Origin of the sequence: Avibacterium sp. 20-126 (genome assembly GCF_044358625.1) — a bacterium.
In the GTDB taxonomy this organism is placed as follows: Bacteria; Pseudomonadota; Gammaproteobacteria; order Enterobacterales; family Pasteurellaceae; genus Avibacterium.
On record NZ_CP091457.1, the window covers coordinates 1,272,790 to 1,294,755 of the forward strand.

Annotated in this window: 22 protein-coding genes; 11 read left to right on the top strand and 11 right to left on the bottom strand. The window is 40.1% G+C overall.

Annotated features, from left to right (window positions below; translation table 11 throughout):
* The first annotated feature begins 74 nt into the window (after window positions 1-74).
* From nirK to L4F91_RS05880, 8 genes are all read left to right on the top strand, one after another.
* Window positions 75-1,103 carry a copper-containing nitrite reductase gene (gene nirK / locus L4F91_RS05845; RefSeq protein ID WP_395897831.1) on the top strand — a complete coding sequence of 343 codons (1,029 nt, stop codon included), beginning with the start codon at window positions 75-77 and terminating at the stop codon, window positions 1,101-1,103.
* A gap of 60 nt (window positions 1,104-1,163) precedes the next feature.
* A complete protein-coding gene (parC, locus tag L4F91_RS05850; RefSeq protein WP_395895326.1) occupies window positions 1,164-3,413 on the top strand; it encodes a DNA topoisomerase IV subunit A in 2,250 nt (749 codons plus the stop codon).
* A 343-nt stretch (window positions 3,414-3,756) separates the two neighbouring features.
* A complete protein-coding gene (locus L4F91_RS05855; protein ID WP_395895328.1) occupies window positions 3,757-5,301 on the top strand; it encodes a YjjI family glycine radical enzyme in 1,545 nt (514 codons plus the stop codon).
* The gene (locus L4F91_RS05860) at window positions 5,301-6,098 is read left to right on the top strand and encodes a 4Fe-4S cluster-binding domain-containing protein (protein WP_395895330.1); all 798 of its coding nucleotides are present in this window, start codon (window positions 5,301-5,303) and stop codon (window positions 6,096-6,098) included. Before L4F91_RS05855 ends, L4F91_RS05860 begins: the two co-directional genes overlap by 1 nt.
* A 24-nt stretch (window positions 6,099-6,122) precedes the next feature.
* Window positions 6,123-7,373: a NupC/NupG family nucleoside CNT transporter gene (locus L4F91_RS05865; protein WP_395895332.1), complete on the top strand. Its 1,251-nt coding sequence runs from the start codon at window positions 6,123-6,125 to the stop codon at window positions 7,371-7,373.
* Between the two features lie 219 nt (window positions 7,374-7,592).
* Window positions 7,593-8,264 carry a CsgG/HfaB family protein gene (locus L4F91_RS05870; RefSeq protein WP_395895334.1) on the top strand — a complete coding sequence of 224 codons (672 nt, stop codon included), beginning with the start codon at window positions 7,593-7,595 and terminating at the stop codon, window positions 8,262-8,264.
* An 11-nt stretch (window positions 8,265-8,275) separates the two neighbouring features.
* Window positions 8,276-8,644 carry a DUF4810 domain-containing protein gene (locus tag L4F91_RS05875; protein ID WP_395895336.1) on the top strand — a complete coding sequence of 123 codons (369 nt, stop codon included), beginning with the start codon at window positions 8,276-8,278 and terminating at the stop codon, window positions 8,642-8,644.
* Window positions 8,641-9,306 (top strand): DUF799 domain-containing protein, encoded by a 666-nt coding sequence (locus L4F91_RS05880; protein ID WP_395895338.1) that lies wholly within the window; start codon window positions 8,641-8,643, stop codon window positions 9,304-9,306. Before L4F91_RS05875 ends, L4F91_RS05880 begins: the two co-directional genes overlap by 4 nt.
* 42 nt (window positions 9,307-9,348) lie before the next feature.
* On the opposite strand, the gene L4F91_RS05885 is transcribed toward L4F91_RS05880, so the two are convergent.
* The gene (locus tag L4F91_RS05885) at window positions 9,349-10,062 is read right to left on the bottom strand and encodes a YwiC-like family protein (RefSeq protein ID WP_395895340.1); all 714 of its coding nucleotides are present in this window, start codon (window positions 10,060-10,062) and stop codon (window positions 9,349-9,351) included.
* 109 nt (window positions 10,063-10,171) lie between these two features.
* Between L4F91_RS05885 and L4F91_RS05890 the strand changes: the two genes are divergently transcribed.
* Window positions 10,172-10,522 (top strand): RidA family protein, encoded by a 351-nt coding sequence (locus L4F91_RS05890; RefSeq protein ID WP_250350115.1) that lies wholly within the window; start codon window positions 10,172-10,174, stop codon window positions 10,520-10,522.
* Here L4F91_RS05890 and L4F91_RS05895 read toward each other — a convergent pair.
* On the bottom strand, window positions 10,506-11,384 hold the full coding sequence (locus L4F91_RS05895; RefSeq protein WP_395895343.1) for an endonuclease/exonuclease/phosphatase family protein: 879 nt from the start codon (window positions 11,382-11,384) through the stop codon (window positions 10,506-10,508). The two genes, L4F91_RS05890 and L4F91_RS05895, sit on opposite strands and share 17 nt — an antisense overlap.
* 160 nt (window positions 11,385-11,544) lie before the next feature.
* On the opposite strand from L4F91_RS05895, the gene L4F91_RS05900 reads away from it, so the two are divergent.
* Window positions 11,545-12,873, top strand: coding sequence for a cation:proton antiporter (locus L4F91_RS05900; protein WP_395895345.1), 1,329 nt, complete (start codon window positions 11,545-11,547; stop codon window positions 12,871-12,873).
* Between the two features lie 91 nt (window positions 12,874-12,964).
* Here L4F91_RS05900 and L4F91_RS05905 read toward each other — a convergent pair whose 3' ends face one another.
* The 4 genes from L4F91_RS05905 to folP all read right to left on the bottom strand — a co-directional run bounded on the left by L4F91_RS05905 (window position 12,965) and on the right by folP (window position 17,277).
* On the bottom strand, window positions 12,965-14,305 hold the full coding sequence (locus L4F91_RS05905; RefSeq protein ID WP_395897833.1) for an L-cystine transporter: 1,341 nt from the start codon (window positions 14,303-14,305) through the stop codon (window positions 12,965-12,967).
* A 222-nt stretch (window positions 14,306-14,527) separates the two neighbouring features.
* Window positions 14,528-14,995, bottom strand: coding sequence for a phosphohistidine phosphatase SixA (gene sixA, locus L4F91_RS05910; protein WP_250350111.1), 468 nt, complete (start codon window positions 14,993-14,995; stop codon window positions 14,528-14,530).
* A gap of 62 nt (window positions 14,996-15,057) precedes the next feature.
* Window positions 15,058-16,392 carry a phosphoglucosamine mutase gene (gene glmM / locus L4F91_RS05915; protein ID WP_250350110.1) on the bottom strand — a complete coding sequence of 445 codons (1,335 nt, stop codon included), beginning with the start codon at window positions 16,390-16,392 and terminating at the stop codon, window positions 15,058-15,060.
* 60 nt (window positions 16,393-16,452) lie between these two features.
* Window positions 16,453-17,277 carry a dihydropteroate synthase gene (gene folP, locus L4F91_RS05920; protein ID WP_395895348.1) on the bottom strand — a complete coding sequence of 275 codons (825 nt, stop codon included), beginning with the start codon at window positions 17,275-17,277 and terminating at the stop codon, window positions 16,453-16,455.
* Window positions 17,278-17,408: 131 nt separating this feature from the next.
* Between folP and L4F91_RS05925 the strand changes: the two genes are divergently transcribed.
* A complete protein-coding gene (locus L4F91_RS05925; RefSeq protein ID WP_395895350.1) occupies window positions 17,409-18,299 on the top strand; it encodes a DUF3298 domain-containing protein in 891 nt (296 codons plus the stop codon).
* A gap of 218 nt (window positions 18,300-18,517) precedes the next feature.
* On the opposite strand, the gene grxD is transcribed toward L4F91_RS05925, so the two are convergent.
* The 5 genes from grxD to ompA form a co-directional block, all read right to left on the bottom strand.
* Window positions 18,518-18,850 (bottom strand): Grx4 family monothiol glutaredoxin, encoded by a 333-nt coding sequence (gene grxD, locus L4F91_RS05930; RefSeq protein ID WP_250350107.1) that lies wholly within the window; start codon window positions 18,848-18,850, stop codon window positions 18,518-18,520.
* Window positions 18,851-18,933: 83 nt separating this feature from the next.
* Window positions 18,934-19,722 carry a TPM domain-containing protein gene (locus L4F91_RS05935; protein ID WP_395895352.1) on the bottom strand — a complete coding sequence of 263 codons (789 nt, stop codon included), beginning with the start codon at window positions 19,720-19,722 and terminating at the stop codon, window positions 18,934-18,936.
* A complete protein-coding gene (locus L4F91_RS05940; protein ID WP_395895354.1) occupies window positions 19,715-20,158 on the bottom strand; it encodes a TPM domain-containing protein in 444 nt (147 codons plus the stop codon). The genes L4F91_RS05935 and L4F91_RS05940 overlap by 8 nt, the downstream gene beginning before the upstream one ends.
* A gap of 12 nt (window positions 20,159-20,170) precedes the next feature.
* Window positions 20,171-20,752 (bottom strand): LemA family protein, encoded by a 582-nt coding sequence (locus tag L4F91_RS05945; RefSeq protein WP_103853020.1) that lies wholly within the window; start codon window positions 20,750-20,752, stop codon window positions 20,171-20,173.
* A 94-nt stretch (window positions 20,753-20,846) separates the two neighbouring features.
* The gene (gene ompA, locus L4F91_RS05950; RefSeq protein ID WP_250350104.1) at window positions 20,847-21,869 is read right to left on the bottom strand and encodes a porin OmpA; all 1,023 of its coding nucleotides are present in this window, start codon (window positions 21,867-21,869) and stop codon (window positions 20,847-20,849) included.
* Between the last annotated feature and the right edge of the window lie 97 nt (window positions 21,870-21,966).

The following is a 21,966-nucleotide window of genomic DNA, read 5'->3' on the forward strand; positions in this document are numbered from 1 at the left end:
AAAATTTAACCACCACAGTACAAAATGTGGTACAAGAATCTTTGCTTGATTTTACTCAAACTTTAAAGAACAGTATTAAGCAAAATGCCCCTTTATCCGCAGAGCAAAAGCAAGATTCCACCTCATTACCTGTAATTGAAGCAGAACTCACTACCGCACCGAATGTCCCCGCCCCAATTACACGCGATTACCCAGCACGGGTGGTAGTAAAACTAGAAGCGTTAGAAAAAATTATGGAAATTATGCCTAAGGTTCAATTCAAATATTGGACCTATAATGGCTCAACCCCCGCCCCTTTTATCCGTGTGCGTGAGGGCGATACGGTGGAAGTGCATTTATCCAACCCAATCAATGCCAAACTACCACATAGCATTGATTTTCATTCTTCGGCTGCTCCTGAAGGCACCGCATTAGCAAGCAACACGGCACCGGGACATACCAGCATTTATCAGTTCAAAGTGCTATCGCCCGGGCTTTATCTTTATCACTGCGCAGCAATGCCGGGCGCGCCTACACACATTGGTAAAGGAATGTTTGGTTTAATGCTCGTTGAGCCTAAAGCCGGTTTACCCCCTGTCGATAAAGAATTTTATATTGTCCAAAACGAATTTTATACGCAAGGGGAATTTGGCGAAGCGGGCTTACAGGTTTTTAGTATGCAAAAAGCAAGCTATGAACTCCCTGATTATGTGGTCTTTAACGGACATTACGGTTCGATGCTTGGGGATAACGCCTTAAAAGCAAAAGTGGGCGAAAAGCTACGTTTTTATGTAGGTAACGCCGGCCCTAATAAGGTTTCTTCCTTTCATTTGATTGGAAAACCTTTTGATACCGTGTATGTGGAAGGCGGTTCATTACAAAATCACAATGTGCAAACCACCTTGATTCCTGCTGGTGGCGCGATGATGGCAGAAACGACGATTCCCGTACCCGGCCTCTATCCTTTCGTGGATCATTCCATTTTCCGTACAGAAAAAGGGGCAAAAGGGGTATTAATAGTCAGTGGAGAGGAAAATCCACAAATTTTCAGTGGAAAATTAAAAGACGAACCTTATCACGAGCGTAACCCCGATGCGGATGTTTCCACTGGATTTAAACATTAAAAAATAACCCAAAATTACACCGCACTTTAATTTTAACGAATATAAGAGAAAAACAACGTTATGGCAGAAATTAATTACGAAGGCATTGAGCAAATGCCACTGCAAAACTTCACCGAAAGTGCCTATTTAAATTATTCAATGTATGTGATTATGGATCGTGCATTGCCCTTTATTGGTGATGGATTAAAACCTGTGCAACGCCGTATTGTGTATGCGATGTCAGAATTGGGACTCAATGCCACCGCGAAATATAAAAAATCTGCACGCACTGTCGGGGACGTATTAGGTAAATTCCATCCGCACGGCGATACCGCTTGTTATGAAGCAATGGTACTGATGGCACAACCTTTTTCTTATCGTTACCCACTCGTCGATGGACAAGGAAACTGGGGCGCCCCCGATGATCCGAAATCGTTCGCCGCGATGCGTTATACCGAATCACGTCTGTCTAAAATTTCTGAAATCCTGTTAGGTGAACTTGGACAAGGGACAGTGGAATTTCAACCCAATTTTGATGGAACATTAGAAGAACCACAGTATTTACCCGCACGTTTACCGCATATTTTGCTCAATGGCACAACAGGCATTGCGGTGGGAATGGCAACCGATATTCCACCACATAATCTTAATGAAGTTGCCGAAGCCGCAATAATGCTACTTGATAATCCCAACGCGGATTTAGATGAAATAATGACCGTATTACAAGGTCCTGATTATCCAACGGAAGCGGAAATTATTTCCAGCAAAGCAGATATCCGAAAAATTTATGAGCAAGGGCGTGGCTCAATTAAAATGCGTGCCGTGTGGAAAAAAGAAGAGGGCGAGATTGTCATCACAGCGTTACCACATCAAGCCTCTCCATCGAAAATCATTAGCCAAATTGCCGAGCAAATGACCGCTAAAAAATTGCCTATGGTTGAAGATATTCGTGATGAAGCCGATCATAATAACCCAATTCGAATCGTGCTTGTTCCGCGTTCTAATCGAGTAGATTGTGATGTCTTAATGGATCATCTTTTTGCCACAACCGATTTAGAAAAAAGCTATCGTGTTAATATGAATATGATTGGCTTGGACAACAAACCTGCTGTCAAAAATCTGTTACAAATTCTTACTGAATGGCTTAGTTTCCGTCGTAGCACCGTCACAAAACGCTTACAACATCGTTTAGATAAAGTGCTAAATCGCTTACATATTTTACAAGGTTTGATGATTGCCTTTTTAAATATTGATGAGGTGATTGCCATTATCCGTAATGAAGATAAGCCGAAACAAGAACTGATGGCTCGTTTTGATTTAACTGATGAACAAGCCGAAGCCATTTTAAATTTACGCTTACGCCAATTAGCCAAATTGGAAGAACACGAACTACAAGCTGAACAGGATAAATTAGCGCAAGAGCGGTTAAATTTAGAACAGATTTTAGCTTCAGAACGTCGCTTAAATACATTAATTAAAAAAGAAATTCAACAAGATGCCAAAACCTTTGCCAGCCCTCGCCTTTCACCCATTATAGAGCGTGCTGAAGCCAAAGCCATTGCAGAAAATGAAATGATCCCAGCCGAACCTGTTACGGTAATTTTATCGCAAATGGGTTGGGTGCGTTGTGCAAAAGGACACGATATTGACGCCCAGAACCTCAGCTATAAAGCAGGTGATAGCTACCTTGCTCACGCTTATGGGAAAAGTAATCAGCCGGTTGTATTTCTTGATAGCACAGGACGTAGTTATGCGCTTGATCCGCTGTCTTTGCCTTCAGCACGCTCACAAGGCGAACCGCTAACAGGTAAACTGACCTTACCCGCAGGTGCAAGCGTTTGCCAAGTATTAATGGAAAATGAAGAGCAAAAACTCTTAATGGCTTCTGATGCGGGTTATGGATTTATTTGTCAATTTAGTGATTTAGTGGCACGAAATAAAGCAGGGAAAGCATTAATTTCACTTCCTGAAAATGCGCAAGTACTGCCACCTTTAACCTTACAGGCACATCAACAACTACTCGTTGCATTAACTTCAGCAGGACGAATGCTGATTTTCCCAGTGCAAGATTTACCTGAATTATCCAAAGGAAAAGGCAACAAAATTATTTCTATTCCTGCGGCGAATGCGAAAGATCGTTCTGAATTATTGGTGCGATTATTACTCATTTCTGAGCAAGCTAGCTTGGTCTTCCACTCAGGCAAACGTAAAATCACCCTTAAAGCGGAAGATTTACAATGTTTCCGTGCTGAACGTGGACGCAAAGGAAGCCAACTTCCAAGAGGATTACACAGCAATGCTGAAATTGAAGTGCTTGAGCCAAATCAATAAGCTATCATTGTTTATATTTGAGTAACTTAACGCACAGCGTACGGCAAATCAAGCTAATGCAATGTTATTTCAACATCACGCGATCCGCTATTCAGAGCTGAACCTATTTTTTGTTCAGCTCTTTTCTAGTCGTTTAAAATGAAAATAAGACAAGGCAACAGCGACCGCACTGTACAAATGGTACATAAGGGGCTGTCCACACTGTCTTATTTTTATTTGAAATAACGCTATTTTTAACTATCTACATTATTCCTCAAGTCTGTGATCTAAATCACGGTAATGCGTCCTTTCCTTAGATAAAATGATTGCCAACTCGGCATAAATTTTATACAAGGAGCAACCCATGCAAGCCTCACTACAAGATATTCTCGATGTGGTTAAAGCGAAAAACCTCACTTATCATCAAAAATTAATGAGCTTAGGCAATATTACTGAGCGATTATTTAACCCCATTGATTTATTAGGTTACACCGAAGAAGAATGGGAATACATTCAAAATCATATGATTTGTGATTTATGTGAGGGTTATGCTATTTATCGTCCGCGTTATATTTTGCCTGATTATAATGTGTATATTCAAAAAGGCTGTAAATTCCTTGACTTACCTCCCCCCAAAGATCTTGATGAAGTGCTAGATGGATTGCTTATTCTCTATTCCCACGTTCCTTCTATTACCACTTACCCTGTTTATATTGGCCGTTTAGATACGTTGCTCGAGGCATTCATTACTGATGAAAAACAAGATTATATTAAAATTAAACGTTTCTTAAACCATATTGATAAAACCATTGCGGATTCATTCTGCCACGCCAATATTGGTCCTTATGATACTAAAGCGGGGCGTTTAATTTTACAGGCTGTCATTGAGTTAGAAAACACCACGCCAAATATGACGATTCGCTATGACAAACAAAAAACCTCTCGTGAATTTGCAGAACTTGCAGCGAAAGCCTGTTTATTAGTCTCAAAACCGTCTTTTGCCAATGACGCTTACTACATTGAAGATCTAGGTGAACAATATGGTATCGCAAGTTGTTATAATGCCCTGCCTGAATGTGGTGGTGCTTATACACTCACTCGCTTGAGATTAGGCACGATTGGGCGCGCTTGTTCAAGTGTAGATGAAATGGTGAACGAATTGTTACCGAAAGTAGCAAAACTCGCCCTTTCCACAATGGATAAACGGCATAAATTCTTGATCGAAGAAAGCAATTTCTTTGAAAGCAGCTTCTTGGCACAAGAAGAATTTATCAAACGTGAAAACTTCACGAGTATGATTGCGATTGTTGGACTAGCCGATGCGGTGAACCATCTTTTACAACAAGAAGGTATCAATGAAACCTTTGGGCAAAGCCAACGTGGTGATGAAATTGCCACATTAATTATGGATAAATTACAAGCAGTGAATAATGCTCATAAAGGGCTTTATGTGGAACGTACTCATCAGCATTATTTACTACACGCACAAGTCGGGGCAAGCAATCACGAAGAAGATAAAATGAATACCCCTGCACACCGTATTCGCGTGGGTGAAGAGCCTACTTTGCTTGCGCATTTAAAACAATCTGCCCCATTCCATAAATATTTCCCATCGGGAACAGGTGATCTTTTTGCATTCGATCAAACCTATACCGATCATTTAGATGCGGTTGTCGATATCATCGAGGGAGCATTTGCACTAGGCTATCGTTATATTACAACTTATCTGAAAAATACCGATCTCATTCGCGTAACGGGCTACTTAGTGAAGAAAAGCGAGGTTGAACGCTATCGCAAAGGCGAAGCGGTATTACGTGACACCACTTGGTATGGTGCAGGAACAGACGATTGTGCGAACGTCTTTGATCGCCAATTACGTGATGAAGAAAACGTAACATCGAATTCATAATGGTTACACGTGCTACCCTATCAACTATCTATGTGCCTCTGCATCGGATCATTCCCTTTTCCAATGTAGAGGGGCAAGGTAATCGCACCAGTATTTTTTTACAAGGGTGTAAATTAAATTGCCTTTATTGCCACAACCCTGAAACAATTCCAAGAAGGAACACTGAAGCGAAATTAGTTAGCTTGCAATATTTGTATGATCAAGTAATGAATGCAGTGCCTTTTATTCGCGGGGTTACCGTTTCTGGCGGGGAACCAACAATTCATCATAAAAAATTGATTCCCTTATTTCAGGCTTTACGTCAACAAGGTCTAACCTGTTATCTTGATAGTAGTGGCTTCTTTGATTATGACAGCACCCAAGCCTTAATTGCCGTAACGGATAAATTTCTCTTTGACCTAAAAGGTGATGGCTTAGGATTGCAAACACTCTGCTTTGAACGGCGAAATCAGCAAGGCAAGGTGCCAAATCAAATTATCCCCACAACGCAACATATCAAAACAGAAAATCTCACCCGAAATTGGCAAAATCTTGCCAAATTATTACCGCACTCAAAAATTGAAGAAGTGCGGTTGGTTTTTATCAAAGATTTTTTTGATGCCTATCGCTTAGTGGAAAAAGCGGCACAGCTATTGCGAGATTATCCCGATGTATTATTCAAAATCATTCGCGTGCATAGCAAAGGCGCAAGAGATGAAGCTGGTTTAACCCCTTTTATTCCTACGGTAGAAGAAACCGAGGCGCTGGCAGAATTTGCCAAACAATGCGGCATACAAAAAATGACTACGATTATCTAAATTCATTCATCAAGGAGCGTAACTATGGATCTCATTATCAGTATTGTCGGGATTTTCGTCCTGCTTGGCATTGGATTGCTGTTTTCCAACAATCGCAAAGCCATTAATTTTCGCACTATTTTCGGTGCATTAGCCATACAAATTGGCTTTGCTGCACTCATTTTATATGTTCCCGCTGGAAGAAATGCCCTACTTAGCACTGCTGAAGGCGTGAGCAAAGTCATTAATTACGGTAATGAAGGAATTGCGTTCCTTTTTGGTAACCTTGCTGATCCAAGCAATATCGGCTTTATTTTTGCCTTCAAAGTGCTACCGATTATTGTTTTCTTCTCTGCATTAATTTCTGTATTGTACTACATCGGTGTGATGCAATGGGTGATCAAAATTATTGGCGGCGGCTTGCAAAAAGCACTCGGCACCTCCAAAGCAGAATCAATGTCTGCGGCAGCCAATATTTTTGTTGGACAAACGGAAGCCCCACTGGTTGTGAAACCATTTATTGGTCGAATGACGGAATCCGAACTCTTTACTGTGATGGTAGGCGGAACGGCTTCCATCGCTGGATCGGTATTAGCCGGCTATGCAGGAATGGGCGTACCACTTACCTACTTAATCGCCGCCTCATTTATGGCAGCCCCTGCTGGATTATTGTTTGCTAAATTGATATATCCACAAACAGAAAAATTCAGCGATAGATTAGAAGAAAACGTCAAAACAGACAAACCCAATAATATTGTGGAAGCCCTTGCAAATGGTGCAGCATCAGGGGTAACGCTCGCTATTAATGTAGGGGGAATGTTGATTGCTTTTATTGCCTCCATTGCATTATTAAATGGCTTAATCGGCGGTATCGGTAGCTGGTTTGGCTATGGCGATCTGACCTTACAAAGCCTACTCGGTTATTTATTCCAACCTATTGCTTTTATTATTGGTGTACCTTGGCAAGATGCTGAAATCGCAGGGCAAATGATCGGAATGAAATTAGCTGTCAATGAATTTGTTGGTTATTTAGAATTTGCCCAATATCTACAACCTGATGCTGTCGTTCAGCTTAGTGATAAAACCAAAGCCATTATCACCTTTGCCTTATGTGGTTTTGCTAACTTCAGCGCAATTGCCGTGCTAATTGGTGGCATTGGCAGTATGGCACCAACCCGCCGTTCAGATATTGCACGCCTCGGCTTAAAAGCAGTAATTGCAGGCACACTAGCCAATTTAATGAGCGCAACAATTGCAGGAATATTTATTGATTTAAGTGGTGCGGTGTTGGGGTAACGTTGGTACATTGACTAATAATTAAATATTATAATTGTTAGATTTTAAAATGAGTTTTTCTTGGTTCCATTATTTTACTATCTATAGCTATTTATATTAGCTATTTTAAAATTAAACAGCTATCAGTATCTGCTAATTAGTAAATAATGTTGAGCTCTTATATTACTTCATCTAAAATATAAGTATATTTCTTATCACCTTTGTATTTAGGAGAAACAAATGACAAACTCAAAAATTCTTTTTGTTAGTATAGCGAGCCTCGCACTTCTTTCAGGTTGTGCAACCGAATCCTCTCGCAGCCTAGAAGTTTCAAAAGTCAGTACCTACAACACTCAATATCATGGGATAAGAACACCAATTTCAGTGGGGAATTTTGATAATCGCTCTAGTTTCCAACAAGGCGTTTTCTCTGATTCAGAAGATCGCTTAGGCAGTCAAGCCAAAACAATTCTCGTTACTCATCTACAGCAAACTAACCGCTTTAATGTATTAAACCGCACTAACTTAAGCGCCCTGAAGCAAGAAGCAAACATTGCTCGAAAAACACAAAATCTGAAAGGCGCGAAATATGTTATTACAGGTGATGTCACTGAATTCGGACGTAAAGATGTCGGTGATCATCAATTATTCGGTATATTAGGACGTGGCAAATCACAAATTGCTTATGCTAAAGTGGCGTTAAATATTGTTGATGTGAATACTTCCGAAATTGTTTATTCGACACAAGGTGCGGGAGAATATAGCTTATCTAACAGAGAAATCATTGGTTTTGGTGGTACTTCGGGCTATGATGCAACACTTAATGGTAAAGTACTCGATCTTGCTATTCGTGAAGCAGTAAATAATTTGGCCGAATCTATCGACAACGGTGCTTGGAAACCCAATCCATAAAGAGGTAGCAAATGATGCGTAAATTGTCTAAATCATCTTTACTATTTAGTATGGCTATGCTCTTAGTCGCTTGTGGAACACATCAAAAGTCGATGTATTACTGGAAAGATTATAATAATGCTGTATATAACTATCTTAAAAATGATAATACTTCTCTCGGCGAGCAAATTAACCAAATGAAAAGTTATTTTGATAATGCTCAAAAAGAGCAATATGCTGTGGCTCCAGGTGCGCACGCACATATGGGTCTGTTACTGATCAAAACAGAACAGTTCAATGAAGCACGGCAACAATTTTTAGAGGAAAAAAAATTGTTCCCTGAATCTTCTTCATATATTGATTTTTTGATGAAAAATAAAGCTAATGGAGATAAAAAATGAAAATAATCAAATCTTTATTACCATTGCTATCTGTGTTGGTATTAACTGCTTGTCAAACATACAAAGCAGACCCAATTGACTACACTGCATTTAAACAAAGTCGCCCTAGTTCAATCCTTGTTTTACCTCCACTAAATGAGTCGCCTGAAATTAACGCCACTTGGGGAATGTTAACAGCAACAACCTATCCATTATCAGAGGCTGGTTATTATGTTTTTCCTGTTGCCGTCGTTAATGAAACATTTAAGCAAAATGGGCTGACCAATGCAGCAGATATCCATAATATTAAGTTAGATAAGCTACATTCTATTTTTAATAATGATGCAGTACTATACATAACAGTAAAAGACTATGGAACACGTTATCAATTAATTCAGAGTGTAACGACCGTTGAAGCAACTGCGAAGTTAGTTGATGCTAAAAATGGTAAAGAATTATGGTATGGAACAGCTATCGCATCTGATGCTGGTCAGAAAAATAATAACGGTGGATTAATCGGCGCACTTGTTGGGGCTATTGTTGATCAAGTTGCTGGGACATTACTAGATAAAGGCTATGATATCGCTCAATTAGCAGGGTCGCAGTTATTATCACCAACAAAACCAAATGGGATTTTATATGGCCCTCGCTCCCCCAAATATAAAACAGAAATCAATAAATAACTTATGATATTAAAGGGCAGAATTATTATTCTGCTCTTTATTTTAAACCTGCCATACCAACATCACAAAAAACAATAATGATACGCCCATTTCAACCATTCCTACTTGCTTTACTGAAAGTTTATATTTAGGAAGGATTAAGGCGCGGAGAAATGGTGGAAAAAAGGCGAGCGCTAACCCATATTGCTGGCATAAGGCAAAACCTAATATACAAAGCAAATGAAAAAGAATGGAAATTTGTAAATATCGAGGATTTTTGCGTTCACGCATTACAGATTTAACATAAAGGGTTACACCTACAAAAAATAGGCTTGGATATAGCGCCACCCAGTAGATTTTATGATCGAATTGCGAATTGGCGAAATAATACGCTGCCATTCCAGCGATCGCAAAAATAATAATCCCTGCAAAATCATTAAGTAATGCTCGCTCATTTTTTTGTTTTACATAATAAATATTCACTGCCACAAAAGGTAACATTGCGAGTAAAAAATAGAATATATGCCAGTTATGCAACAAGGCAGGTAAGGCAAAAAGTAAGCTAGCTGTCGCGTAAATTAGCGTCCATTTACGATAAAATTCAAGATTTCTGCCTTTAAATAAATTTAAAAAAGGATAGGTCATCAAATAAAGAGAGCACCACGCTAGCAAAAGAAATAAATGGCGTGTTATCGGCGTGGAGAGCAACATTCCGTATAAAAACGGCATTAATGCCATCACGATAGCACCGTGTTGATTGGAAATAAGCAATTTCATAATAAATTTTCTAAGTGCGGTGAAAAATTACCAAGAATTTTAGCTATTTTTACGCACAATCGCTATAATCTTTGCGAATTATTTTTATTTCATAGAAAGGAAAAAAACGATGACAACTATTCAACGTTTTCACACCAATCAACGCCTTGCTGAAATGTGCATTTACAATGGTGTGGCTTATTTGGCGGGGCAAGTGCCAGAAAATACACAAGGCAATGCCTATGAGCAAACCAAAGAAGTGCTAGGTTTGATTGATAAATTGCTGGCGGAAGCGGGTTCAAATAAAAGTAACATCTTAAATGCACAGATTTTCTTGGCTGATATGCAAGATTATACGGAAATGAACCGAGCTTGGGATGAGTGGGTGGATCGTCATAATCCACCGAGCCGTGCGACCGTAGAGGCAAAACTCGCACTGCCTGAGTGGAAAGTGGAAATCGTCATTACGGCTGCGGTTTAAGCAAGGTTAATTCCACCAGTAACGGATTATGATCGGAGCTGGTGGTTTGCATCGTGTGCGCAGACTTCACATTAAAACCGCGTACAAATACCCAATCGAGCGGATTCGCTAAAAAACGTAGCCTGTCATCTGGCTGAAATGAGACAGGAACTAAGCCATAAAGTGCGGTGAGTTTTTTGATTAAATTTATCCGCCCACTATTCCACGCATTGAAATCCCCTGCCAGAATAATTGGCCCTTGATGCGATTTAATCAGTTTAAACATAGCTTCTAACTGCTGTTGATAGCGAACTGGGTTAAGCTCAAAATTGACCAAATGTAAATTAATCGTTAATAAAGATTGCCCATTCGACAGCGGAAACCTCATCGCATTCCCCACTTTAGGAATACGAATCCAAGGCTCGACAGAGGAACCCGCACAGAAAGATTGTGGCTGAAAATGACTCATCAGCATTACCCCAGATTGCTTCCCCAAATAAGCAAAGCTACTGGCATAAAGTGCGGTAGGAAATTGCTGAGAAAATTGCTGTGCTAAATGTTGCTCGCTAGATACCTCTTGCAAAAAAAGGAAATCGGATGCTTTCGCAAAGCGCGAAAGTGCGTTTTGCCAACCTTTATCTTGCCCTTTGTGCATATTCCACACTAACAGACGAAAGTTCTGCTGCTCAATAGGTTTAACCGATTGCTCGGTATAAAAACAGGTCACTGCACTATCCAGTGCTTTACGATGATAAGCCAATGGGCTTTTGGTATGAAATTGAATTCGCGGAACAGGATAAATTTCTAGGCTATACCACAAATAGCCCAAACCAAGCAAAATCATCCCTAACAGGGCAATAAAAAAGGATTTTAGTTTACTCATTTTGATGTATTTTGAAAATTTGTGCTTTCTAAATAATAGCAGTTTACTTATACTACGCCAATTAATTTGGCTTATTCTCCATCCCTTTCCTTTATCAAGTGGAGCAAAATGAGCCACTTTTCTTAGCAAAATTCTTTATTATTTTGATTAAGGCTCTTCAATGAACGTTTATACCTACATTTGCTTTCTCTCTGCCATTTCTATTTTGATTGGTTTTATTACGCAAAAAATTAATGACAAAATTCAATATACCATTGCCATCACTGCCACCTCAATGGTTGCTTCTCTGGTTTTGTTAATAATGGGGCATTTCAATTTATTGCACATTGATTCACTTGCCAGGGGCGTGATGGAACAAATTGATTTTAAAAGCTTTCTGCTCAACGGGATTTTAGGTTTTCTTCTCTTTGCCGGGGCGCTAGGCATAAAACTCCCCGTAATGAAAAGCCAAAAATGTGAAATCACCATTCTCGCCTTATTTTCTACTTTCGCCTCCACATTCCTTATCGGTTCAAGTTTTTATCTTTTAACTTACGTCCTTGGCTGGGAAGTGGATTTTATCTATTGTATGTTGTTTGGTGCATTAATTTCGCCTACTGACCCTATTGCCGTATTGGCGATTATCAAAAATCTCAAAGCACCAAAAAAACTTTCGATGAAAGTAGAGGGAGAATCCTTATTTAATGACGGTGTCGGCTTAGTGATTTTTACCACTATTTTTGCCGTCGCATTTGGGGGCAAACAGCCGACAATCGCCGATGTCAGCGAACTCTTTTTTATGGAAGCAGGCGGCGGATTATTATTTGGCTTAGTCCTTGGATTAATCGCACACTTTCTTATTTCTGCTACTGATGATGGTAGTTTAGAAATTCTCCTTACGCTCACTATTCCTACGGCAGGTTTTATGATTGCCGATTTACTTGAAGTTTCCGGCGCATTAGCAATGGTGGTGTCGGGCATCATTATCGGTAACTGGACAAGACACACAGGATTTTCCAAACAAAGTCAGCACTATTTAGATCATTTTTGGGAAATGATCGATCATTTCCTCAACTCCCTTTTATTCCTGTTAATTGGCGCAGCAATGTTATTAGTAAACTTCACCTATCAAGGCATTATCCTTAGCTTGATTGCTATTCCATTGTGTTTGTTGTGTCGTTATATTAGTGTATGGACGCCCTTTAAATTTCTCAGTATGAAAACCACATACAATCCATATACCTTACGCATTCTCACTTGGGGCGGTTTACGCGGAGGGCTTTCACTGGCAATGGCACTTTCTCTTCCCGTGGGTAGCCTATATATCCCTAAAATTGGTATGAACGTGCGCGATTTGCTCTTAGTGATGACCTATGCCGTGGTAATGTTCTCCATTCTCGTTCAAGGCACAACCATTGAAACAATGGTTCGTAAATCTAAAGAAGCCACCTTACAAGCCAGAGGCTATGTAGGGTTAAAGCCTGAGCATAAAGAAGAAAAAGAGGCATAAAAAGATAAAAAAGAAAGGCTAACTCAAGTTAGCCTTTTTGATAGGCGAGAAAAAAATTCTAAAAAAGCACCGCACTTCTCTTTTTATAAAATTAAGCTTTACGCAAAATTCTGCTTGAAACCACGCCCGCAGTCATTGCCCCGTTTACGTTTAACGCAGTGCGCCCCATATCAATGAGAGGTTCAATGGAAATGAGTAAACCAACTAATGCTAAGGGTAAGCCCATTGTAGAAAGCACGATAATTGCTGCAAACGTTGCGCCTCCACCAACGCCAGCAATGCCGAATGAAGAAAGGGTTACCACTAATACAAGGGTAAGCAAAAATTCTAACGACATTGGATCAATCCCCACGGTTGGCGCAACCATTACGGCGAGCATTGCCGGGTAAATGCCGGCACAGCCGTTTTGCCCGATTGTTGCACCAAAAGATGCGGCGAAATTCGCAATGGCTGACGGCACATTCAATTTTGATACTTGGGTTTCAATATTCATTGGAATTGTTGCAGCACTGGAACGGGAAGTGAAAGCAAAAAGTAACGTTGGGAAAGCCTGTTGATAGTAACGAACTGGATTTACTTTCACCAAAGCAAGTAAAATACCGTGTACCACGAACATTAAGAAAATCGCCAAATAAGATGCAACAATAAAGCCAAGCAAGTTAAGAATATCAGCAAGATTTGAGTTGGCAACCACTTTTGTCATCAAGGCCAAAACGCCATAAGGGGTAAGGCGAATCACCACACGAACAAGGCTCATCACTAATTTATTTAAACTTTCAACACCTTGTGATAATCGTGCCGCTAATTCCTCATCCTCTCGGCGGATACGCAGAATCGCCACGCCTAGAAATGCGGCAAAAATCACCACACTGATAATCGAAGTTGGGTTGGCTCCAGTAAGTTCCGCAAAAGGATTTTTCGGAATAAAAGAAAGCAACATTGTCGGCACATTTAAACCTGCCACCTTTTCTGCGCGTCCCAGAACACGATCTTGTGCCGCAAGCTCACGATCACCTGCCACCAACCCTTCGGCTGAGAGATCAAATAAATTTGCCATAGTAATCCCTATCACTGCTGCAATTGCGGTGGTGAACAGTAATACAGAAAGAACGCTGACACTAATCTTGCCTAAAGAGCTTGCTCCTTGCAAGCGTGCAACCGCAGAGAGAATGGAAATAAAGACCAGTGGCATTACGATCATTTGCAATAATCTCACATAACCGCTGCCCACAATGCCAATCCAATTCAGGGTTTCTTTCATCACTGGCACATTACCGTCATAAAATAAATGCAATGCGCCGCCAAATAATCCCCCTAATACTAACCCTAAAAACACGCTATGCGATAAGGTATTATTTTGATTAAAATACCATTTTATGCCGATCAACAAGGCGATAAAAATTGCTAAATTGAGTGCAAGATAGCTCCACATCATTATAACTCCCTAATTTATATCATCATTAGTATAATATATAAGATAATCTGTGTAGCTCAATGACGTTTTTGGCATATCTTATGCCATTCTGATCTATCAAATTGGTTTGCGTAATCAGGATTATTCGTTATAGGTAGGGCAACCTATTACACGCCGTAAGAAAAGGAATAAAAACAAAAAGTGCGGTATTTTTTACCGCACTTTTTCTTACGCAATAGGCTATCTAGGATAATTGATGCTTTCCACTTTTCCTATTGTGTCTTCACAATGGATGTCCACTTCAACAAGCGTGGCTGGGTAAAAATTGGCAGGATTTCTGCCGCACAATTCACGTACGATATCCCCCACCAAAGGTAAATGAGAAATAATCAGCAAGGTTTTCACACCGTCTTCCAACAGCACATTCAAATAATCTCGCACTAAGCCTGCATCCCCATAGGGTGTGATCCCCTCCCACGTTTCGCACTTAGTTTGCAGCTGATTTTGATACGCCAAATTCACTTGCTCAAAGGTTTGTTGCGCACGCAAATAAGGGCTAACAAGGACTTTATCCAGCTGAATATTCATAGAATGTAGCCATTGCCCTTGTTGATATGCTTGCTGTTTGCCCTTTTCTGTGAGAGGTCTTGCACTATCTGAAGGGGCGATGGTCTGCGCCTCGCCGTGTCGCATTACAAAAATTTTCATACTACTACTCTATTTAATTAGAAGAAAAGAAGCGAAAAACTCGCTTCTTTTACACCACACTGTTAATTGGCACGCACCGCTTCAGCAATTTCTTCAGCACATTGTTGTGCAAGTGTACCATCTTCACATTCAACCATTACACGAATTAACGGCTCTGTGCCTGATTTTCTTAATAAAATACGTCCCTTACCTGCTAAGCGTTTTTCCACTTCAGCGGCAACGGCTTTCACTTGTTCGCTTTCTAATGGATTACTGCCACCTGAGAAACGCACATTAATTAATACTTGTGGGAATAATTGCACCGCACTTGCCAATTCATTGAGTGATAAACGATGTTCTACCATGGCGGCTAATACCGCCAGTGAGGCGATTATGCCATCTCCCGTGGTATTTTTATCTGCAATAATGATATGACCTGAGTTTTCACCACCAAGTAACCAGCCATTTTCTTGCATTTTTTCTAACACATAACGGTCGCCCACATTGGCGCGCACAAATGGGATCGCTAATTCTTTTAAGGCGAGTTCAAGACGCATATTACTCATTAATGTTCCTACCACGCCGCCTTTTAGTTTGCCCGCACGCAAGGCTTCACGTGCAATAATAAATAGGGCTTGGTCGCCGTCCACTTTATTACCAAGGTGATCCACTAAGATTAAGCGGTCGCCATCACCATCATAGGCTAAACCAATATCGGCTTTGGTTTCTAATACTTTGTCCTGCAAGGCTTTAATATCGGTCGCACCACATTTTTCATTGATGTTCATTCCATTTGGTTGCGTCCCCATTTCGATCACCTCCGCCCCCAATTCACGCATTACATTAGGCGCAATGTGGTAAGTTGCGCCATTGGCACAGTCCACCACAATTTTGTAATTTTCTAGGCTTAAATGCGCGGGAAAGGTGCTTTTACAAAATTCAATGTAACGCCCTGCTGCGTCATTAATACGGCTTGCGCGCCCAAGTTGAGCCGATTCAACGCAATCCATTGGCTGTTCTAGCATTGCCTCAATCGCTTCTTCCACGTCATCAGGTAATTTTGTGCCTTGAGTAGAGAAAAATTTGATCCCGTTATCATAATAAGGATTATGAGAAGCTGAAATCACGATGCCCGCTTCAGCTCGGAAAGTGCGCGTTAAATAAGCAATGGCAGGGGTTGGCATTGGACCGGTAAAAGCGGCGGAAAGCCCTGCTGCCGCCAAACCTGCCTCAAGGGCGGATTCCAACATATAGCCTGAAATGCGGGTGTCTTTCCCAATTAATACGGTACCGTAACCCTGCGTTGCTAGCACTTTTCCTGCTGCCCAACCAAGTTTAAGGACAAAATCAGGGGTAATCGGTGAAGTCCCAACTTTTCCACGCACGCCATCAGTACCAAAATATTTGCGTTCTGCCATTTGTATTCCTTTTTATTTTTTATGGTTAAAAATCCGTACATTCATTGTACACTATTATGATTATGCCATTTGCGTCGCTTGCCAAATTTTTAATGCCTCTGAAGTGGGTGCAACATCGTGGACACGCACAATTTTTGCCCCATTTATGACGGCAATTAAGGCGGCGGCAACGCTACCCACAATACGCTCATCAACAGGTTTATCTAATACCGCTCCAATCATTGATTTACGCGAAACGCCGGCTAAGACAGGATAATCTTGGGTAAATTTCGCTAACTGTTGCAACAATTGATAATTATGTTGTACGGTTTTCCCAAACCCAAAGCCCAGATCCCAAATAATGTTTTCTTTTTTCATTCCGGCGGCTAAACAAAGTGCGGTGCGATTTTCCAGAAAATTTAATACCTCTTGCACCACATTTTCATAATACGGATTTTGTTGCATTGTTCGAGGCTGCCCTTGCATATGCATTATGCAGGTGGGTAACCCTAATTGTACGGCGGTTTGCAATGCATTGGGTTCAGTTAATGCACGAATATCATTAATTAAATCCATTCCGACTTTCGCACTTTCTGCCATTACTTGCGCCTTCGATGTATCCACAGAAATCCAACAATCAAAGCGTTTTCTCACTGCTTCCACCATAGGTACAACGCGATCTAATTCTTGCTCAAGACTCACTTCTTCTGCCATTGGGCGGGTGGATTCTCCCCCAATATCAATAATGGTCGCCCCTTCATTAAGCATTTTTTCCACTTGAAATAAGGCTTTGTCGCGGTCAAAAAACAGACCGCTATCTGAAAAAGAATCTGGCGTGAAATTTAAAATCCCCATAATTTGGGGCTGTGATAAGGAAAGGGTTTTATTATTAGCTTGTAACGTCATAATTTTTTATATTGCATCGAAATTCGCTCAATTATAACGAAATATTTATGCAAACAAAATATAAACATTTTGTCGAATAAAACGCATTATTCACTTATACTGACGACAAAACGATCAAGAGGAAACCCCAAATGAACAAAACCATTTTTGCCTTAAGTTTTTGTACGATTTTTTTACTCTCTGCTTGTGATGATAAACAAGTAGCTGAATTACAGCAAAAATTGCAACAAGTGGAAACAGCCCAACAAAGCCAGCAGCAAGAAATCACCCAACTAAAAAATGAACTCAATGCACAGAAATCCTTATTTCCGGCATTGCAGGTAGAAATTTCACCGCTCTTCCAAAAAGAGGAAACATTCAATCTCAAAAACACTGAAAGTGAAGCAAATATCAATGTTTCAGTTACGATGCCAGAAACCCATATTGAATGGCTTGATGCTTTGCTTCGCCAACAATGGGCGCAATATATCCCAAATGAAGAAAATGAAAATTCGCCACCACTGACTACAATCGACAAAGATCAACTCCGTCAAAAATTTGCACAAATTTATCAAGAATATCGTAAAGAAATGTTAGCCGAAGGCTCAATAGGAAAAGAATTCTCTCTTTCCTCCTACTACCTAGGACAACGCCAAAATTGGCTAGGATTTAGAATAGATAGCTATACTTATGAGGGCGGTGCGCACGGGTTTGGTATGACTCATTATCTCAATTTTGATGCTCAGCAAAAAGCCTTGATCACCCTTGAAAAATTAATTTCTCCAGAAAATCAGCCCAAATTACTCGATGCGCTATGGAAAATTTACATACAGGGGCTTGAGCCGGGGGAAATCCCTTTTACTTCTTTAGAGGGTTTCTATATTTCACCTGAATTTTATTTCGATCAAGAAGGAATTCATTTCGTTTATCCGCCTTATGCACTTAATTCTTATGCGGAAGGGGAAAGGACGTTAGATTTATACTGGAAACAAAGCGAAATTAAGTTACTCAATAGTGAATATGTGAAACCTTGGCTTAAGTAAAATAAGAAATAAAAAAAGTGCCTCATTAGAGGCACACTCGGAAAGCAAAATATGACCATTACAGGCTATTAAAATAGCACTTATTATGGTGCAAATAATATGCAAATCATTTCCAATAAGCAAAGAGTAATATTTAAATTTGTGAAGTAATTCACGGTTTTAATAATAAAAAATTGAGATAAAAAAACCGCACTGGTATAAGTGCGGTATAAATTTTATTAATTTTCTTCTTTATGACGCTCAGCCACTTCAGATAATAAGGTTTGTAGTTCACCTTGTTGGTACATTTCCAGAATAATATCACAGCCCCCAATTAATTCACCCTCTACCCATAATTGTGGGAAAGTTGGCCAATTCGCATAGGCAGGAAGTTCTGCACGAATATCTGGATTTTGCAAAATATCTACATAGCCAAAAGGCACTTTGCAATTCATTAAGGCTTCTACCGCTCTTGCTGAAAATCCACAAGATGGGAATTTCGGTGAACCTTTCATATAAATCAGAATTGGGTTCTCGCTAATTTGTTTTTTAATACGTTCTAAGGTTTCCATAATTGTCCTCGTTTTTAATTAAGTTGGCAGATTGTAGCATAAGGGGCTTGAGATACCAATAACCCGAGCAGAATAATCAAGTATTACCAACTTCCGCCAGCACCACCGCCACCAAAACCGCCACCGCCAAAGCCTCCGCCAGAACCGCCACCAAAACCACCAAATCCACCTCCTGAGCCAAAACCGCCTCCAACACCACCGCTACGGCGTCTGCCAAGAGGTGGTTGGCGGAAAATTTGTCCATTGTGATTATTGGTGGGGCTGATATAAGGCGTTCTACGCCAACTTAGTTCGCCAAACAGCACAAATAAGACAAAAATACTGATCATTATGATTGGAATATATTGTGTCCAATCATCCTCTTCCGTCTCAGCAGCATCATATTCCCCTTTACTTGCGGCAATGATGTAATCCAATCCACGATCAATCCCGAGCATATAATGCCCCTGTTTAAAGGCGGGAGTAATGACATTACGTATGACGCGAGAAAGGAAAGCATCAGGCAACGCTCCTTCTAGTCCTTGTCCTGTGGCAATAAAAATCTTACGATCGTTGATGGCAACCAACATTAATACGCCATTATTTAGCTGTTTACGACCAATGCCCCATTTATCGCCCAATTCAAAGCTATATTGTGCAATATCATAATTCCCCGTACTTGGAATTAACACCACCGCAATTTGTGAACTGGTTTCTTTAGAATAAGCAACTAGCTTATTTTCCAAACGTTGTTTTTCTGATGGAGTAAGGGTTTTAGTATAGTCATTGACATAATGAAAAGGATTAGGGGGAGATGGGAAATTGACCGCATTCGCGGTTAAACTCCAAAAAACAAGCAAAAAAACGACCGCACTTTTTATAAGCTTAATCATTAATAATCACCTCATTATCCAGCTCATTACGATCATTTGGCTGAATAGGAAAATGCTGTGCCAAAACTTGAGCAATGTTATCAATCGCATTAACAACGCCTTGAGTATAAACCTTTTGCTTAAAATGCGTTGTCATTTCAGCACATTGTGCTTGCCAAAAGTTTTCTCCTACATACTGATGAATACCTTCATCACCAATAATGGCACATTGATGATCCTTATAAGCAATATAAATCAACACGCCATTACGCGCTTGTGTGGCTGTCATTTCTAATTTTTGAAAAACAGATAAGGCGTGTTCCATTACCGAACTTGATGATTTTGCAATGTGGCGTTCAATATAAACACGCAACTCTGCGGAAGTTTGTTGTTCGAGGCGAACAATTGCCACCTCAATTTGCTTTTTGTTAAAAGGGATTCTTGAAAATAGCGCCATAATAGATCGATCTTAGTTAAAACTGACAACCGGTGCGTTTTCAGATCCCACGGCAGATTTGAAGTAAGGTTTTTCTTTAAAACCAAAAATCATTGCCGCTAATTTCGTTGGGAACTGGCGAATTTTTTGGTTATATTCACGCGCTGCCTCATTAAATTTATCACGTGCAACATTAATGCGGTTTTCTGTCCCTTCTAATTGGGCTTGTAAATTCATAAAGCCTTCGTGAGCTTTAAGATCTGGATATTTCTCTACTGTGACTAATAAACGTGATAATGCCGATCCCACAGAGTTTTGTTGCTGTTGGAATTGCGCTAATTGCTCTTCTGTCATATTACTTGGATCAATTTTAGTTTGGCTCGCTTTTGCACGCGCTTCCATTACTCCCGTTAAGGTTTCTTTCTCAAAGTTAGCCTGACCTTTTACTGTATTCACGATATTGGGAATTAAATCTGCACGGCGTTGATATTGCGATTCAACATTCGCCCATACGGAATCAATTTTTTCTTCTGCTTGCACTAAACCATTGTAGCTGGTCATTAATGTAAAACCGGCGATGACAGCGACAATTAGCACAATAATCCACTTTTTCATTCTCTTTTCCTTAACGATAAAATGATGAGATAACAAAAGACCTAAACTTTCGTTTAGGTCTTTTTTATAAACGTATTAAAGTATTAACAAAAAATTATTCATTACCTTTAACCGCGATTTCTACACGACGGTCATCAGCTAAACAAGCGATTAATGCTTTACGACCTTTAACTGAATCACATTTAGCACCAGTTACAGGGTTTGCTTCACCGTAACCAGTTGCAGAAATAGCTTGTTGAGAAACACCTTTAGATACTAAGTAGTTTGCAACAGTTTCTGCACGACGTTGTGATAATTTTAAGTTCGCAGCTTCTGAACCGATACGGTCAGTGTAACCCGCTACTGCAACGTTTGCAGATTTTAATTGTGCGATTTCACCGTAGATGCCATCTAATGTGCTTTGTGCTTCTGGACGTAAATTAGATTTACCGAATGCAAACGTTACATCAGAGCTTAATGCGAAAGTTTTAGAAACCACTTTAGGCGCTACAACTGGTGCACTTTGACCGAAACGGTAAGATAAACCTGCTGTTACAGAACCAATGCTTGGTGTGTAATCTACACGTTGACCATCTTGCTCTAAACGACCAACACCATTAACCCATTGATATTCAACGCGTAACGCTAATTCTGGTAATGATGGAAGATTATATTCTAAACCACCAGCGAATACAGGAGATACTTTTAAGCTATGCTCATGGAAAGTTCCTACTGATTTAGGAGTTTTATAATCTGAACGAATTAATGCAGCACCAACACGACCATAAACATCTAAACCTTCTAATACTGGATAGCTCGCTTTTAAGCTTAAGTGCGCACCATGGTTAGTGTGTTTGGCAACTGTTTTACCAGCTTGACGAAGTTTAGCACGACCAAAATCATCGTAACCTAACTCAACAGCGAAGTTGTCAGTAATTTGGTAACCACCAAATACACCGTAAGTTACGGAATTACGTAAAACACCATAATCCGTACCATCTAAACGACCATAACCATCGTGGAAAGATGCCCAACCAGCTTTAGCACCAGCATAGAAAGTATTTGCTTGTGGTGCAGCTTGTGCTACTGATGCAGCAGTTAAACCAGCGATAGCTAATGCGATTGCAGTTTTTTTCATTTGGATGATCCTCTATTTAGTCATCAATAAATTTAAAATGAAAGTTTCATTTAGTATCAGTTGCCAAATGAAACCTAAACACATAATGTGTGTACGT

Coding starts and splice junctions, on each gene's coding strand:
- L4F91_RS05895 (WP_395895343.1), bottom strand. CDS start 11,384: ATGAGTAAACTAAAATCCTTTTTTATTGCCCTGTTAGGGATGATTTTG.
- L4F91_RS05855 (WP_395895328.1), top strand. CDS start 3,757: ATGCAAGCCTCACTACAAGATATTCTCGATGTGGTTAAAGCGAAAAAC.
- parC (WP_395895326.1), top strand. CDS start 1,164: ATGGCAGAAATTAATTACGAAGGCATTGAGCAAATGCCACTGCAAAAC.
- L4F91_RS05885 (WP_395895340.1), bottom strand. CDS start 10,062: ATGAAATTGCTTATTTCCAATCAACACGGTGCTATCGTGATGGCATTA.
- L4F91_RS05905 (WP_395897833.1), bottom strand. CDS start 14,305: ATGTGGAGCTATCTTGCACTCAATTTAGCAATTTTTATCGCCTTGTTG.
- L4F91_RS05870 (WP_395895334.1), top strand. CDS start 7,593: ATGACAAACTCAAAAATTCTTTTTGTTAGTATAGCGAGCCTCGCACTT.
- folP (WP_395895348.1), bottom strand. CDS start 17,277: ATGACGTTACAAGCTAATAATAAAACCCTTTCCTTATCACAGCCCCAA.
- L4F91_RS05940 (WP_395895354.1), bottom strand. CDS start 20,158: ATGGCGCTATTTTCAAGAATCCCTTTTAACAAAAAGCAAATTGAGGTG.
- sixA (WP_250350111.1), bottom strand. CDS start 14,995: ATGAAAATTTTTGTAATGCGACACGGCGAGGCGCAGACCATCGCCCCT.
- L4F91_RS05865 (WP_395895332.1), top strand. CDS start 6,123: ATGGATCTCATTATCAGTATTGTCGGGATTTTCGTCCTGCTTGGCATT.
- L4F91_RS05945 (WP_103853020.1), bottom strand. CDS start 20,752: ATGAAAAAGTGGATTATTGTGCTAATTGTCGCTGTCATCGCCGGTTTT.
- L4F91_RS05900 (WP_395895345.1), top strand. CDS start 11,545: ATGAACGTTTATACCTACATTTGCTTTCTCTCTGCCATTTCTATTTTG.
- L4F91_RS05925 (WP_395895350.1), top strand. CDS start 17,409: ATGAACAAAACCATTTTTGCCTTAAGTTTTTGTACGATTTTTTTACTC.
- glmM (WP_250350110.1), bottom strand. CDS start 16,392: ATGGCAGAACGCAAATATTTTGGTACTGATGGCGTGCGTGGAAAAGTT.
- L4F91_RS05875 (WP_395895336.1), top strand. CDS start 8,276: ATGATGCGTAAATTGTCTAAATCATCTTTACTATTTAGTATGGCTATG.
- ompA (WP_250350104.1), bottom strand. CDS start 21,869: ATGAAAAAAACTGCAATCGCATTAGCTATCGCTGGTTTAACTGCTGCA.
- L4F91_RS05890 (WP_250350115.1), top strand. CDS start 10,172: ATGACAACTATTCAACGTTTTCACACCAATCAACGCCTTGCTGAAATG.
- L4F91_RS05860 (WP_395895330.1), top strand. CDS start 5,301: ATGGTTACACGTGCTACCCTATCAACTATCTATGTGCCTCTGCATCGG.
- L4F91_RS05880 (WP_395895338.1), top strand. CDS start 8,641: ATGAAAATAATCAAATCTTTATTACCATTGCTATCTGTGTTGGTATTA.
- L4F91_RS05935 (WP_395895352.1), bottom strand. CDS start 19,722: ATGATTAAGCTTATAAAAAGTGCGGTCGTTTTTTTGCTTGTTTTTTGG.
- grxD (WP_250350107.1), bottom strand. CDS start 18,850: ATGGAAACCTTAGAACGTATTAAAAAACAAATTAGCGAGAACCCAATT.